This is a genomic window from Pseudomonas sp. SWRI99 (assembly GCF_014270125.1).
GTDB lineage: Bacteria > Pseudomonadota > Gammaproteobacteria > Pseudomonadales > Pseudomonadaceae > Aquipseudomonas > Aquipseudomonas hamedanensis.
Map to the genome: position 1 here is coordinate 72741 of NZ_JABWQR010000028.1, position 14723 is coordinate 87463.

The 14723-nt window shown below is 59.7% G+C and carries 13 protein-coding genes; 2 read left to right on the forward strand and 11 right to left on the reverse strand.

The window, feature by feature from the left end:
* Positions 1-373 precede the first annotated feature (373 nt).
* Together gltP and HU743_RS21270 are read left to right on the forward strand one after the other, a co-directional pair.
* The gene (gene gltP, locus HU743_RS21265; protein ID WP_186651042.1) at positions 374-1705 is read left to right on the forward strand and encodes a glutamate/aspartate:proton symporter GltP; all 1332 of its coding nucleotides are present in this window, start codon (positions 374-376) and stop codon (positions 1703-1705) included.
* 198 nt (positions 1706-1903) lie between these two features.
* Positions 1904-3133, forward strand: a complete 1230-nt coding sequence (locus HU743_RS21270) for a spore maturation protein (protein WP_186651044.1) — start codon at positions 1904-1906, stop codon at positions 3131-3133.
* Positions 3134-3265: 132 nt separating this feature from the next.
* On the opposite strand, the gene HU743_RS21275 is transcribed toward HU743_RS21270, so the two are convergent.
* The 11 genes from HU743_RS21275 to HU743_RS21325 form a co-directional block, all read right to left on the reverse strand.
* Positions 3266-3892, reverse strand: coding sequence for an ABC-type transport auxiliary lipoprotein family protein (locus HU743_RS21275; protein WP_186651046.1), 627 nt, complete (start codon positions 3890-3892; stop codon positions 3266-3268).
* On the reverse strand, positions 3889-4827 hold the full coding sequence (locus HU743_RS21280; protein WP_186651048.1) for an MlaD family protein: 939 nt from the start codon (positions 4825-4827) through the stop codon (positions 3889-3891). Before HU743_RS21280 ends, HU743_RS21275 begins: the two co-directional genes overlap by 4 nt.
* Position 4828: 1 nt before the next feature.
* Positions 4829-5632, reverse strand: coding sequence for an ATP-binding cassette domain-containing protein (locus HU743_RS21285; protein ID WP_186651050.1), 804 nt, complete (start codon positions 5630-5632; stop codon positions 4829-4831).
* Entirely contained in the window at positions 5629-6777 is a 1149-nt protein-coding gene (locus HU743_RS21290) for an ABC transporter permease (RefSeq protein WP_186651052.1), read from the reverse strand. Before HU743_RS21290 ends, HU743_RS21285 begins: the two co-directional genes overlap by 4 nt.
* Before the next feature lie 54 nt (positions 6778-6831).
* Positions 6832-7860, reverse strand: coding sequence for a DUF5924 family protein (locus HU743_RS21295; protein ID WP_186651054.1), 1029 nt, complete (start codon positions 7858-7860; stop codon positions 6832-6834).
* A gap of 192 nt (positions 7861-8052) precedes the next feature.
* A complete protein-coding gene (locus HU743_RS21300) occupies positions 8053-9441 on the reverse strand; it encodes an insulinase family protein (RefSeq protein ID WP_186651056.1) in 1389 nt (462 codons plus the stop codon).
* A 153-nt stretch (positions 9442-9594) separates the two neighbouring features.
* The gene (locus tag HU743_RS21305) at positions 9595-11253 is read right to left on the reverse strand and encodes a Na/Pi cotransporter family protein (RefSeq protein ID WP_186651058.1); all 1659 of its coding nucleotides are present in this window, start codon (positions 11251-11253) and stop codon (positions 9595-9597) included.
* Between the two features lie 297 nt (positions 11254-11550).
* Complete coding sequence (locus tag HU743_RS21310) at positions 11551-12147, reverse strand: hypothetical protein (RefSeq protein ID WP_238351771.1); 597 nt, start codon at positions 12145-12147, stop codon at positions 11551-11553.
* 79 nt (positions 12148-12226) lie between these two features.
* Positions 12227-12862, reverse strand: a complete 636-nt coding sequence (locus HU743_RS21315; RefSeq protein WP_346656527.1) for a hypothetical protein — start codon at positions 12860-12862, stop codon at positions 12227-12229.
* Positions 12859-14016: a hypothetical protein gene (locus tag HU743_RS21320; protein WP_186618871.1), complete on the reverse strand. Its 1158-nt coding sequence runs from the start codon at positions 14014-14016 to the stop codon at positions 12859-12861. The genes HU743_RS21315 and HU743_RS21320 overlap by 4 nt, the downstream gene beginning before the upstream one ends.
* Positions 14017-14033: 17 nt before the next feature.
* On the reverse strand, positions 14034-14531 hold the full coding sequence (locus HU743_RS21325) for a PAAR domain-containing protein (RefSeq protein WP_186618870.1): 498 nt from the start codon (positions 14529-14531) through the stop codon (positions 14034-14036).
* Positions 14532-14723 lie beyond the last annotated feature (192 nt).

Sequence of the window (14723 nt, forward strand, 5' to 3'; positions counted from 1 at the left end):
CAGTAAGACTTCTAGTCTCCCTACGTAGGCTTTTTCCGAGATTTTTCGCCGATTTTTTTCGCTCAAAAAATAATCAATCTACGCTGCAATGGCCGGTTCACGGCACTTTTGCCGGCTGAAATGTCACAATCGAACCGGTTGGGACGCCAGTTTCATTTAAAAAAGCTCATGCCGATTCGGCATAGGGTAGGCGTTTACGGCATTAGACGGCGCAACCTTGCATCGGAATAGTTGCGCCTTTTTTCGCCTGCCGAAGAGCCGTAAATACGCGCTTCGGGGCACCTTATACGGAGGCAGATGCACAGACTTTTCCGCTGATGAGCGTTCCAGTTCCTGCATGTGCCTGAGTCAAACGCAAGTAAGGGTAAAGATAATGAAGAAGGCAAAGCTTAGCCTCGCCTGGCAGATCCTCATCGGTCTGGTATTGGGGATTGCAATTGGTGCGTTGCTCAACCACTTCAGTGCCGAGAAGGCCTGGTGGATCAGCAACGTCCTGCAACCGGCAGGCGATATCTTTATCCGTCTGATCAAGATGATCGTGATTCCGATCGTCATCTCTTCCCTGATCGTCGGCATTGCCGGCGTCGGCGACGCCAAGAAGCTGGGGCGGATCGGCCTGAAGACGATCATCTACTTCGAAATTGTGACGACCATCGCGATCGTCGTCGGTCTGGTGCTCGCCAATGTGTTCCACCCGGGCACCGGCATCGATATGAGCACCCTGGGCACGGTCGATATCTCGAAGTACCAGGCGACCGCCGCCGAAGTGCAGCATGAGCATGCGTTCATCGAGACCATTCTCAACCTGATCCCGTCGAACATCTTCGCGGCCATGGCCCGCGGCGAAATGCTGCCGATCATCTTCTTCTCGGTGCTGTTCGGTCTCGGTCTGTCGAGCCTGCAGTCGGACCTGCGCGAGCCGCTGGTAAAGATGTTCCAGGGCGTCTCGGAAAGCATGTTCAAAGTCACCCACATGATCATGAACTACGCCCCGATCGGCGTGTTTGCACTGATCGCGGTGACCGTCGCCAACTTCGGTTTCGCCTCGCTGGTGCCGCTGGCGAAACTGGTGATTCTGGTTTACGTCGCCATCGCCTTCTTCGCCTTCGTGGTGCTGGGCCTGATCGCCAAACTGTTCGGTTTCTCGGTGATCAAGCTGATGCGCATCTTCAAGGATGAGCTGGTGCTGGCCTACTCCACCGCTTCTTCGGAAACCGTGCTGCCGCGGGTCATCGAGAAGATGGAAGCCTACGGCGCGCCGAAAGCCATTTGCAGCTTCGTGGTGCCGACCGGTTACTCGTTCAACCTCGACGGTTCGACCCTGTACCAGTCGATTGCCGCCATCTTCATCGCTCAGCTGTACGGCATCGACTTGTCGATCAGCCAGCAATTGCTGCTGGTGCTGACGCTGATGGTCACCTCCAAAGGCATCGCCGGCGTACCGGGCGTGTCCTTCGTCGTGCTGCTGGCGACGCTGGGCAGTGTCGGTATTCCGCTCGAAGGCCTGGCGTTCATTGCCGGTGTCGACCGCGTCATGGACATGGCCCGTACCGCATTGAACGTGATCGGCAACGCCTTGGCAGTGCTGGTCATCGCACGCTGGGAAGGTATGTACGACGACGCCAAGGGCCAGCGCTACTGGAACTCCCTGCCGCACTGGCGCAGCAAGGAAAAACTTCCGGTGGGTGAAGTCTCCAAGAACTGACACAAAACCTTGTAGGAGTGAGCCTGCTCGCGATAGCGGTGTGCCAGACAACAGAGATGTTGAATGTGCGGCCCTCATCGCGAGCAGGCTCACTCCTACAGGGGACCGAGTCGAACATACAAACCCCGGAGCAATCCGGGGTTTGTCGTTTCTGGCGACCCCGCTATCATTCGCCGCATTCTTCGGGGGATTTGACTGATGCTTAATGGCCTGTGGCTTGGCTTCTTCATCGTGGCAGCCGTGTCGGCGCTGGCTCAGTGGCTGATTGGCGGCAACGCCGGAATTTTCGCGGCAATGGTGGAAAGCATTTTTGCCATGGCCAAGCTGTCGGTCGAAGTCATGGTGCTGCTGTTCGGCACCCTCACCCTGTGGCTGGGCTTTCTGCGCATCGCCGAGAAGGCCGGGATCGTCGAATGGCTGGCGAAAGTCCTTGGGCCGCTGTTCCTGCGGCTGATGCCGGAAGTGCCGGCCGGCCACCCTGCCCTTGGCCTGATCACCCTGAACTTCGCCGCCAACGGCCTGGGCCTGGACAACGCCGCCACGCCGATCGGCCTGAAAGCCATGAAGGCGCTGCAAGAGCTCAATCCCAGCGCCACCATCGCCAGCAACGCGCAAATCCTGTTTCTGGTGCTCAACGCCTCCTCCCTGACCCTGCTGCCGGTGACCATCTTCATGTACCGCGCGCAGCAAGGTGCGCCGGATCCCACCCTGGTGTTCCTGCCGATTCTGCTGGCAACCAGTTGCTCGACGATCGTCGGCTTTCTCTCAGTGGCGTTCATGCAGCGCCTGCGCATCTGGGACCCGGTGGTGCTGGCCTATCTGGTGCCCGGTGCGCTGATTCTCGGCGGTTTCATGGCCCTGCTCGGCACCCTTTCGGCCACCGCTCTGGCGGGATTGTCGTCGATCCTCGGCAATCTCACGCTGTTCGGGCTGATCATGCTGTTTTTGATCATCGGCGCTTTACGCAAAGTGAAGGTCTATGAGGCGTTCGTCGAGGGCGCGAAAGAAGGCTTTGACGTGGCAAAAAATCTGTTGCCGTATCTGGTGGCGATGCTCTGCGCGGTTGGCGTGTTGCGTGCGTCAGGTGCGCTGGATTTCGGGCTGGACGGTATCCGACATCTGATCGAATGGGCCGGTTGGGACACGCGCTTTGTCGATGCGCTGCCGACGGCGATGGTCAAACCGTTCTCCGGCAGCGCCGCGCGGGCGATGCTGATCGAAACCATGAAGACTTCGGGCGTCGACAGCTTCCCGGCGCTGGTCGCGGCGACGATTCAGGGCAGCACCGAGACGACGTTCTATGTGCTGGCGGTGTATTTCGGTGCGGTGGGGATTCAGCGCGCGAGACATGCGGTGGGCTGTGCGTTGCTCGCGGAGTTTGCCGGGGTGGTCGGCGCTATCGGGGTTTGCTACTGGTTCTTTGGCTGATTATCGGCCGGACACATTTTCTGTGGCGAGGGAGCTTGCTCCCGCTGGGCTGAGTAGCAGTCCCGTTTTTCAGGGACGCTTCGCGCCCCAGCGGGAGCAAGCTCCCTCGCCACAAAGGCATTTTGCGCAATGTCAGGGCTTTTGTGGGGCGAGTTTCTGGCCTTGCTCGACCGCCCAGGCCACAACCTTGGCGGTAAGCCGATCACTGGCCTGGCCAAACCCGGCCACCACCGCCGGGACCTGCACATCGTTCAGCGGCTGGCGCTCTTCAAAGCGGCGGCTGGCGAGGATTCGTTGGTCATAACCGCGCACCAGCAATGCGTCGACCCGCACCACGACGCCGGCCTGCGTGCCCTGATACTCCGTCTGAAACGCCTGCAAGCTGCCGCCCAGTTCCAGATCCGCCTGGAAGTTGCTGTCATCAGTGCTCAGCAACGTCACCCGACCATCACGCGCAAAGCCGTCGAGCAAGCGGTTACGCAGCAACACCGGCGCCGGATCGCTCCAGCGCGAGCCCTTGTAGCTGCTGATCATGTCGCCCTGGGGGATCACCGCAATACTCGGCCGATTCAATGCTTCGCTCGCCTGCCATTTATTCAGCCGCAGCGACCACGACTGAGCCGCCGCCGGACTGGCCGAGGCGGGCGCCTGCGCGGCGGGCAAGCGGTAGACATCCGAAGGCTCCGACTGGGGCAAAATCGAGCACGCGCCGATCAGGCTCAAGCCAGCGACGAGCAGGGCGATTCGAGTCAGTTTCATGGGGTGAATTCCTTGTTCTTGTCGCTGCCCAGCAGGTAACCGCTGGGGTTGGCCTCGAGGCGTTGGGAAATGGCGCGCAGCGAGGTCAGCGTCTCGCGCAGTTCGCGAATCGCCGGGGCCAGGCCGTTGAGGCCCTGCATGCCGTTATCCAGCGAATTCTGGTTTTTGCTGAGCAAGCCGTTGATGGTCACGCTGCTTTGCTCCAGCGACTTCATCGCCTGTTCGGCACTGCCCAAGGCCTGTTTGCCCTGATCGTTGAGCAAGCCATTGGCGTTGCGCATCAGCAGCGAGGTCTGTTCGAGCATGCTGCCGGCCTGTTTGCCGACAGTCGCCAGTTGCTGCATGGCCTGTTTGATGTCGCCGCGCTGGTCGTTGATCGTCCCGGTGGTCTGCTCGAGATGGGCGAGGGTGCTGCTGACGCGTTCGACGTTCTCGGCGGAAAACATCTGGTTGGCGTTGTGCAGCAGCGCGCTGATGCCCGTCATCAAGTCGCTACTGTCGTTGAGCAGGCGCGAAATAGGCGAGGGCGAGGCGATGAGGGTCGGCAACTGGCCGTCGTGACCGCGCAGTTTCGGACTCTCGGGCGTGCCGCCGCTGAGCTGGATGATCGAGGTGCCGGTGATGCCGGTCAGCGCCAGTTTGGCCTGGGTGTCTTCCTTGACCGGCGTGTCGCCATCGAGGCGAATCCGCGCCAGGACTCGCCGTGGATCCTGCGGGTCGAGGCGCAAGCTGACCACGTCACCGACCTTGATCCCGCTGTACTGCACCGAACTGCCCTTGGACAAACCGCTGACCGCCTCGTTGAACACCACTTCGTAATCCTTGAACTCGGTGTCGACGCTGGATTTGGCCAGAAACAGGCCGAAGAGCAGGGCGCCCGCCACGACGATTACCGTGAACAGGCCGATCAACACATGATGGGCTCGGGTTTCCATGTCAGACCTCGTTGAGCAGTTTGGCGGCGTCCAGCGCCGAGCGGCCGCGCGGGCCGTGGAAGTATTCATGAATCCAGGCGTCGTCGGTTTCCGAGACGACGTCGATGGGGCCGGCGACCAGCACCTTCTTCTGCGCCAGCACCGCCACGCGATCAGTGATGGTATAGAGCGTGTCGAGGTCGTGGGTCACCAGAAATACGCTCAGGCCCAGCGCGTCACGCAGGGTCAGGATCAATTGATCGAACTGCGCCGCGCCAATCGGATCGAGGCCGGCGGTGGGTTCGTCGAGAAACAGAATGTCCGGATCCAGCGCCAGCGCCCGCGCCAGGGCCGCGCGCTTGATCATGCCGCCGGACAGCGACGCCGGGTATTTGTCCGCCGCCGACAGCGGCAGCCCGGCCAGTGCCAGTTTTACCGCCGCCAGGTGCTCGGCGTCATGGCGGCTGAGGCCGGCGTGTTCGATAAGGGGCAGGGCGACGTTCTCGGTCACGGTCAGCGACGAGAACAGCGCGCCTTTCTGGAACAGCACGCCAAAGCGACGTTCGATCAGCGAGCGTTCATGCTCAGCCAGGCTCGGCAGGTTCTGGCCGAAGACTTTGACGATGCCTTCGCTGGGCCGGTTCAGCCCGACAATGCTGCGCAGCAGCACCGATTTACCGGTGCCGGAGCCACCGACCACGGCGAGAATTTCGCCTTTGTAGACATCCAGATCGAGGTGTTCGTGCACGCTCTGGCTGCCGAAGCGATTGCACAGGTCACGGACTTCAATCACCGCCTCGGAGGGCGCGCGGGGTAAACGACTCACCAGCCCATCTCCATGAAGAACAGCGCGGCCACCGCGTCGAGCACGATCACCACGAAAATCGACTGGACCACGCTGAACGTGGTGTGAGCACCAACCGATTCGGCGCTGCCGCTGACCTTGAAGCCTTCCAGGCAGCCAATCGCCGCGATCAGGAAGGCGAAGATCGGTGCCTTCACCAGGCCCACCAGAAAATGCTGGATACCGATGTCCGATTGCAGCAGCGAGAGAAACATCGCCGGCGAAATATCCAGCGACACCGCGCAGACCACGCCGCCGCCAACAATCCCCGAGAGCATCGCCAGAAACGTCAGCATCGGCAGCGCCACCAGTAGCGCCAGCACGCGCGGCACCACCAGCAATTCGATCGGGTCGAGGCCGAGGGTGCGGATCGCGTCGATTTCTTCGTTGGCCTTCATCGAGCCGATCTGCGCGGTGAAAGCACTGGCGGTGCGCCCGGCCATCAGGATCGCGGTGAGCAGTACGCCAAATTCACGCAGGAACGAAAAGCCGACCAGATCCACGGTAAAAATCGTCGCACCGAAACTGGCCAACACCGTCGCACCGAGAAAGGCCACCACGGCGCCGACCAGAAAGGTCAGCAGCGCCACGATGGGCGCGGCGTCAAGGCCGGTCTGCTCGATGTGCGCGATCATCGGCGTAATACGCCAGCGTTTGGGCCGGAACAGGCCACGGGCGATGACTTCCAGAATCAGCCCGACGAAGCCGAGCAACTGCATCGTGTCTTTCCACACCGTATCCACCGCTCGGCCGATGCGCATGAGCAGTTGCACGCTGACGCTGATTTCCGGCTCTTTGATCGGCACGCAAAAATCGTTCAGCGAGCAATACACCGTTTGCAGCAGCGCGCGGTCGGCGGTGGACAGGGTGCAATCGGGGTGTTCGGCGGATTTGCCCAAGCGCTCGGCACCGAGCAATTCGACCAGCAACGAGGCGCCAGCAGTATCGAGGGCGCCGAGGCCGTTCAGATCGATCGAGGTACTGCCGTCGTATTCGCCGTGCAGCTGTTCGGTCAGGCGTTTGAGTGCGGCGTAATGGGCGAGCGTCCAGTCGCCGGTGACCCGCAGGCGGGCGGGGCTGAGCGAGGTGTCCAGGTGGGCACTGCCGGGCGTTGGGCTGCTGGTCATAAGCTCCGTGCTTATACGGCTGTTACAAGAACCTACGTAATAGCACGAACCGGATTACTTTTCTTTGGCCGGTGTGCTGTCCGTGATGGCGAAGCGCAGCACGCCGATCAACTGGCCGTCCTCGGTCAGCACCCGCACCTGCCATTTGCCCGCCGGGTTGCCGGGGAAGTTCTGCTTGTGCGTCCACGCCCGGTAGCCTTCCTTGCGGCCGCCATGGATATCGAGGGCGATGCGATCGACCTCTTTGCCGTTGAATTGCCAGACGTGATAAATCCGCTCGTCGAGGCCACGCGGTGCGTTGATCGCGGTGTAGGCGTAGAGCCCGCCGTTGCGGATCTGCTCGGCGCTGACGGTATCCAGGCTAGCGCCAGGGGTGCGGTCCTGCAGTTGCGTACTGATCGCCACGTCAGTCATCCACAGCGTCGCCGGCGGCACCCACGACCGCAGCGCCCAACCGACGCCGCCGATGCCGACGGTGATAAACAAAATTGCCAGGGCATTACGCACGGTGCGGATCGGGAAGATCGACGCCAGGCTCGGGAACGACAGCAGCACGGCAATCCCCAGCGCCCATTTGAAACTCTGCGCGGTGGTCAGGTGCATGATCACCGGCAGCGCCGTGAGCAGGGCGGCGAACAGGGTCAGGGTATGCAGCGCCAGAAACGCCCAGCGCCGTGGCGCCAGCCATTTGTAATAAAGCGGATCGACGATGGAAATCAGTGCGGCGATGCTGAGCAGGCCGGTGAAGATCAACTGGCCGCTGTTCCACGTCGTGGTGATAAAGAAAAACGGCAGAACGAAAAACAGGCTTTCCTGATGGATCATCTGCGTCGCGTAACGCAGCAACGGCTGGGGAATTTCGCGTTTGAAAATCCGCGTGAACAACCCGGTCAGGGTGTTCTCCAGCATCAGCCAGATCCAGCTGAGCAGCATGATCACGGTGATCCAGCTCGCCAGCCCCTGTTGGCGATCGACCAGAATGAAACTGCCGACCCCGGAGATGAAACCACCCGCCGCAATGACCCCGGGATAGCGCTTCATCAGTTCGAGAAGGCGCTGGATCAGGAGGGTAATTTTCGACATGGGGGCGATTCACGACAAGGTAGGGAAATACTCCGACAGAGTAGCGTCCGCCGGGCGTTGTGGCGAGGTTGCGGTCGCGGAAACCAACACATACTTCCTGTAGGAGTGAGCCTGCTCGCGATAGCGGTCTCATTTTCAAAACTGATATCGACTGACACACCGCTATCGCGAGCAGGCTCACTCCTACAGGGGTTAGTGTTCGGCGGGTTTTCGGCGGTGAAGGCGCCAGCCGATAAGGATCAGCAGCAACACCCCGACACCACCCGCCACCAGCCACAGCACCTGATCATCACTGATCAACGGCTTTTCGATCCTGAAATACCCCGGCTGCAACAGCAGCTCGCGCATGGCCTTGTTCGCTTCTTCCAGCGTCACGCCTTGCAGCTCCCGCGCCGGGTTGGCGAAGCGGCCGTCCTCGTAGTCGTTCAGCGCACTCCAGTAAAAATCCGCTAGGGCGCTGTTGCCCTGCACGGCCCAAGCCTGGTGGGCGATGGCGGCTTGTTTGATGCGGGCGAAGGTGGTCGGGTCGAGGCCGTTTTTCAGCAGGTCGGCCTTGAGATCCTCGAGCACCTGGATGGCTTCGTCGACGTCATCGCGATCCAGGTCGGCATTGAGGCTCATGAAGCCGACGCCGCCAAACACTTCGCGCTCGGCCCACGGCCCGTAAGACAACCCATGGTTGAGGCGAATCTGCCGGTACAGCGCCCAGTCGAGGTAATCCTTGAGAATGTCGAACGTCTCGTCGTGCTGATCGTTCAGCACCGGCTCCGGCACCAGCCAGTGCAGCTTGGCGCCATCGCCCATGAAACCACGGGTGAGGGTGCGCTCATGCGCGGCGCTGACGCGCAGGTCCGGCAGCGGACGATGTTCGCTCGGCTCGACGGCTTGCAACGCGCCCCAGGTGCGCTCCAGATACGCCGGCAGCAACTTGTCGAGCTCGCCGACGACGATCAGCGTCATGTTGTTCGGCGCGTACCAGGCCTGGCGCACTTTCTCCAGTTGCGCTTGGGTCAGGTGGCCGACTTCGGCGCGCTGCGGGCATTTCAGGCCCAGCTCGACCGCCAGTTGATTGCTCGCGGAGTGGCCCAGGTCCTGACGATCGAGGAAGCGGCGCAGGCGCGTGTAATGGCCGCCGTCCTCACGCTCGACCACGCGTTTGGCGGCGTTGATCGCGTTGTCGTCGATGCGTGTCTGGGTCAACAGCGCGAGCAGCAGGTCGAGGACCTTGCGCTGGTTTTTCGCCGGAGCCTCGATAACAAACGTGGTGTCGGCGTTACTGGTGAACGCGTTCCAGTCGCCACCGAGCGCCTGCATGCGTTCTTCCAGGCCGCCTTCGCCCGTGGCATCGATGCCGCTGAACAGCAAGTGTTCGAGCAAATGCGGCAGCTCTTTGTCTGCGCAATCGAAGTCATCGAGACCGACGCCGACCACCAGACGAATCGCCACGTGGCCGCGCTCGGTGCCGGGTTTGAGCAGCAACTGCAAACCGTTGGGCAACGCATAGCCTTCAACCTGAAAACGATCCAGGGCAAAAGCGGGCAGGGAACCGAGCAACAGACAGGCGAACAACAGGCAACGCATAACAGGCTTCCATACGGCTGGTTTGGAGATCCGTGTCGCTATTCAGACCGCTATCCGCGAACAGGTCGAATCGTCGCACCCTGTGGGAGCGAGCCTGCTCGCGAAGATCTTGAGGCTGAATCACTGTAACTGACTGACCCCAGCCCCAGACGTTCAAGGCGAATGCGTAATGTCGGCGATATCATCCACGGCCAGCGCCCCGGTATCCGCCGTTTCCAGCACCACATAGGCACTGCCGCAAAACAGCGAGTTCAGACGTTTCATATCGGCAATCAACTCCAGGTGCAGCGAACTGGTCTCAATACTCTGCACGATCTTACGTTGCAAACGGCTGACGTGGGCATGGGCCAAGCGCCGTTCTTGTGCGCGAAAGCGGCGTTTCTCGCGCAGCAACTGCCGGGCACTCTCCTTGTCGCCACTGAGAAACACCGACAGCCCCAGCCGCAGATTGGCGATCAGTTGCTGCTGCAGCCCGGCCAGATCTTCCAGGCCTTCCTCAGAGAACGAACGCCGTTGCGAGGTTTTCTGCTGCTGGATTTTGCGCAACATGCGCTCGATCAAATCAGCACCCAGTTTCAGGTTGATTGCCAGTTCGATGATCTCGGCCCAGCGCCGGCTGTCCTGCTCGCCAAGGTCCTCGCGCGGCATCTGCGCCAGGTAGAGCTTGATTGCGCTGTACAGCGACTCGATGTCGTCCGTTATCCGGCGAATTTCCTGAGTCACTGCCGTTTGCTTGCCGCGCAGGACATCAAGGCTGGCGTCGAGCATGTTGTCGAGCAGATCGCCCATGCGCAGGGTTTCTCGCGCCGCGTTGGCCAGCGCCAGACTCGGCGTCGACAGCGCGGTCGCATCGAGGTGACGGGGCTTGGCCGTGCCATTGACCTCCGGGCGCTCCGGCAACAGCCAGGCACACAACCGCGCCATCGGCCCGACGCTTGGCAGCAGAATCAGGCAGCGCGCGGTGTTGTACAGCAGGTGAAAGCCGATGACCATTTCCTGCGGGCTGAAATCGAGGCTGTCGATCCAGTGCACCAGTGGATCAAGTACCGGGATGATCAGCAGCAGGCCGATCAGTTTGTACAGCAGGCTGCCCAGCGCCACCTGGCGGCCGGCGGCGTTCTGCATGCTGGTGCTCATGAACGCAAGAATGCCGCTGCCGATGTTGGCGCCGATCACCAGACCGATCGCCACCGGTAAGCTGATCACCGCAGCGCCAGCCAGCGTGGCGGTGAGCAGCACGGCGGCGAGGCTGGAGTAGGAAATCATCGCGAACAACGCGCCGACCAGGGCGTCGAGCAGAATGTCGCCGGTCAGCGAGGCGAAGATCACCTTCACCCCTTGCGCATGGGTAATCGGCGCGGCGGCCTCGACGATCAATTGCAGCGCAAGAATGATCAGCCCCAGGCCGATCGACACCCGGCCCATCTGCCCGAGCCGCGTCTGTTTGCGCGAGAGAAAGAAGATCACCCCGAGGAAAATCAGCAGCGGCGACAGCCACGACAGATCGAAAGTCAGCACTCGTGCCATCAACGCCGTACCGACGTCGGCGCCGAGCATGGTCGCCAGTGCCGGGGTCAACGCCATCAGGCCCTGCCCGACAAACGAGGTGACGAGCATGGCGGTAGCGTTGCTGCTTTGCACCATTGCAGTGACCAGAATACCGGCAACAAACGCCAGCCATTTCTTCGACATGTTCTGGCCGATCACATGTCGCAGGTTGGTGCCGTAGACCCGCAAAATGCCGGTTCGGACGATGTGCGTCCCCCAGATCAGCAGGGCGACGGCGGAGAGCAGATTGAGCAGGGTGAGCATGCAGACCCCCTGTAGTAGCAGCGCCCCAGAGGGGCAAGTGGACGGCACCGCGCGGTTTCTACGTGTTGGATACTTAAGCTGTAGTTGGCGAACGGTCTCGGCGCCAGCATTGCACAGCTAAAGAGTGGATTGAAACAAAAGTGTCATGAAAACAGCTTCGTCCGATCTTTGAACGCAGCGCAAACAAATGTAGGAGTGAGCCTGCTCGCGATAGGGCCATCAGCTCCAACATCATCGTTGACTGACAGACCGCTATCGCGAGCAGGCTCACTCCTACAGGTTTGTGGCTTTGCAGGATCAATCGCTGAAGTGGTCTCTGCTCAGGCCAACGTCAATTAAATACCTGGCCGTCTTCACATTCCGCTCATCACATCGCGCATAGCACTTGATGTGCATCAGCAGGCTGTATTTGTGTGGAACCAGAAGAATGACCCCATCCGCCTGATCAAAAAGCTTCGCTTGTAGCTGTCGCCTTTCATCATCGCTCTGCACTTTGATCCAATCATTTCCCTCAACGGGTTCAGGAGTCCAGTTGGCGTTCCTGAACATCGTTTGCAGCTCGTCCAAGAGCGCAGTTGTCTTATCGAAGGGAAGCGATTCAACCATTGGCGACGTCGTTATGCCGTCTACTTTTCCCTTGGTGTAGCCCACCGCGCCGTAGATTGTTTTGGGCAAGGTAAAGCCATGCTCGGGATCATCAAAAGTAATCACGACCGGGCTGCTTATCCAGGTCGAGTCGACCTTGGGAGGGTCACTTGGATATATGGCTGTTTTCCGTTCAACAGGGAAACTGGAGTCTTCGACGACTTCGGCGTATGGCTTGCCAATATGAACAACCAGAAAATCCATTGGAAAGTGAAAAGACGTCAGGCACACGAACAACAAGCAGAACATTGCTGTGCGCCAATATCGACTGTGCCCCCCGTAGCAATTTTTCACTTGCGACTTCGGTTATGAGCCGTATAGCGCTTGCTCATTCGCTGTAGTAATCCTTTCCTACGCTGACATCGATCAGATACTTAGCTGTCTCCGGATCGCGCTCATTACAGCGGGCGTAACATTTGACGTTGAGCGCGAGACTGTACTTATGAGGGATCAAGAGCACTGCCACCTTGACGTGATCAAACAACTCGACCTGAAGCGCCTTTCGACTGGTTTCATCAGCCGTATTCACCCAAGGATTTGTCTCACTGTTCCACTCTACCCATCCGGCGCTTTTAAGATGGCTCTGAAGTTGATCAAGCACCGCCATGAGTTGGTCGAAGGGCAACGTTTCGAGCATCGGAGAGGTCGTCATATTCGAAACCTTTCCCTCGTCAAATCCGATTGAGGCGAATTTGGTGGCAGGCAACGTAAAGCCGTGCTCCGGGTCATCGAAATGGATAATAACTGGTGAGGAAATCCAGGCTGAGCTCGGATGCGGAGGATTTCCAGGGTAAGTCACAGTGTGAGCTGCCACGCTAAATGTGGAATCGGCAACTGTCGCATCGTAAGTCTTTCCGATATGAACTCGCAGGGTGTCCGTACCCCAAGTGGAATACGCGATTCCCGCCCCAATTAAAGCAGCAGCGAGAATTATCACGAAGCGCTTTCTCGACAGCTGGATCACTGCACTCCCCCACCCTTAGAAATTTCTGTTATGGACTGCGTGAGTTTTGCTCGTGAAGCAGGGTCTTTGAGCAATGCATCGAACTGACTAGCCGCTCGGATGACGAACTCCATCCGTTGATCTTTGTCAGCCAAATTAGCCAGTGGGTTGCTACCAAATGCGACTTTTCTTTCGTCCGGAGCTTTGCATTGACTTGCAAGGGTCAACTGAATTTCCTCAGCGGCTCCTGACATAATTCCGGTAACCACGGATACCGCGTTGCCTGCGTGTGTCCCGCGCATCAGGTAGGAAAAGTGTGCATCGTCGTACATCGCTGGCTGCAAAATATTGATTTGTTCGTGCTGAGCCATGAACTCAACACTTTTGGAAATCCTTCCTTCATCAATGGCTTTGAACGTGTCACTGACTTGCGATTGCACCAGCCCAAATTCAACTTTACTGGAAATAGGCCACAGCACTTCGTTTTTAAGTTTATTGCGCAGCGGGAGACACGCTTGCATCTCTTTGAATCCCCGCACCATAAAAAACCGGTGCAACGGATAAACGTCCAGAAACAGCGATGTATTACCCAGCGCCAACATCTCATACACATAGTCCAGCTGTTGCTGAACTACTGAACGTGGGTTATCGCCGAAGGTGATGTCCTCGGTCGGCATCGGATTGGCCGCCCGAGCCTTTTCCAGTTCCTGCTCTGCCTCGGGATTGGTCCTGCTGAATTTGAAGCCGAAACCTTCGAACAGCGTTTCAGATGGTGCGGTTCGGAGCTTTTCCTGTGCCGCCTTCTGTGCAGCGATGGCGGTTTGCAGTTTAGTGGCGTGGATCAGCCCACACCCCACCTGCTTCGAAGCAAACGCCGCCAACCCTGCCCACTGAAAGCGGTTATCCGCCAACCACAACTGCGCGTACGCGGCGTTGATCTTACGGTTGCGAGCCTGGGGGTCAGCGATGAGGACGCCGCCGGGGGCGACCCAGTCTTCGGCTTCTTTCTGGAAGCGCCGCCACAGGCAGTTGCAGGTCAGCAGCGGGACTTCGACGCGGGTTTTCGGATTGGGGCCGGCGGTGCTGGTTTCCCGTTTGCAAGTGGGCAGCTCACAGGTGCTGTCCCAGAGTTTTTTCATGTCCAGGTCGTCTGGCGCGATGCATTGTGCAGTCATTGTTTCTTCCTTGAAGCTCAGGCAGTCCAGCGTACGACGGCGAGATCGGGCTGCAGGGTCGCGACGCTCTGAGTCATGCCCTGCGCATTGGTCAGGCCTTTGACGATACGGCCTTCAGCAGTTTCGATTTCATAGCCCTGTTCGGCGATGGGTTCGCCGTTGCCGGCACTGATCGCTTTGAATTCGACCAAGGGCTGGCCGATGATCGGCAACGGTGGAACGAACGGCGCAGGGGTGTGCGAGCTGCCGATAATCACATTGCCGGAACCGCCAATCACGACGCCGCCATGGCTGGCGGTGCTGTCGATAGTCATGGCGTTCTTGCCGTTGATGAACACAGTCGACGAAAAGGCGCCGCTGAGCGCCTGGCCGCAGGTGCACTTGTCGCCGAGGCGGGCGGCGGCGAGGCCGTTGAAGAAGACGTCGCCGGAACCGCTGGCAATCGGGTTTGTGCCGTGGCCGGGAATCGGGCAAGTGGTCGGGTCCGTGACGCGCGCGGCGGGTTTTCCAGACATGAACGTTCCTTGTTTGTCGCTGAGGCGAGCAGGGACGCTAACGAGCGAAGGTCGGTGAGTCAACCTTTTCGGCCTGTTTCGAATGGATGCGATATGCCGCTGTGGGAGCGAGCCTGCTCGCGGAAAGCGGTGGGTCAGACAGCCTCTTCTTCGACCGATATGGCGCCTTCGCGAGCAGGCTCGCTCCCACAG

Excerpts from the sequence above, each read along its gene's own strand:
- gltP (WP_186651042.1), top strand. The coding sequence starts at position 374 with ATGAAGAAGGCAAAGCTTAGCCTCGCCTGGCAGATCCTCATCGGTCTG.
- HU743_RS21270 (WP_186651044.1), top strand. The coding sequence starts at position 1,904 with ATGCTTAATGGCCTGTGGCTTGGCTTCTTCATCGTGGCAGCCGTGTCG.
- HU743_RS21275 (WP_186651046.1), bottom strand. The coding sequence starts at position 3,892 with ATGAAACTGACTCGAATCGCCCTGCTCGTCGCTGGCTTGAGCCTGATC.
- HU743_RS21280 (WP_186651048.1), bottom strand. The coding sequence starts at position 4,827 with ATGGAAACCCGAGCCCATCATGTGTTGATCGGCCTGTTCACGGTAATC.
- HU743_RS21290 (WP_186651052.1), bottom strand. The coding sequence starts at position 6,777 with ATGACCAGCAGCCCAACGCCCGGCAGTGCCCACCTGGACACCTCGCTC.
- HU743_RS21295 (WP_186651054.1), bottom strand. The coding sequence starts at position 7,860 with ATGTCGAAAATTACCCTCCTGATCCAGCGCCTTCTCGAACTGATGAAG.
- HU743_RS21300 (WP_186651056.1), bottom strand. The coding sequence starts at position 9,441 with ATGCGTTGCCTGTTGTTCGCCTGTCTGTTGCTCGGTTCCCTGCCCGCT.
- HU743_RS21305 (WP_186651058.1), bottom strand. The coding sequence starts at position 11,253 with ATGCTCACCCTGCTCAATCTGCTCTCCGCCGTCGCCCTGCTGATCTGG.
- HU743_RS21310 (WP_238351771.1), bottom strand. The coding sequence starts at position 12,147 with ATGTTCTGCTTGTTGTTCGTGTGCCTGACGTCTTTTCACTTTCCAATG.
- HU743_RS21320 (WP_186618871.1), bottom strand. The coding sequence starts at position 14,016 with ATGACTGCACAATGCATCGCGCCAGACGACCTGGACATGAAAAAACTC.
- HU743_RS21325 (WP_186618870.1), bottom strand. The coding sequence starts at position 14,531 with ATGTCTGGAAAACCCGCCGCGCGCGTCACGGACCCGACCACTTGCCCG.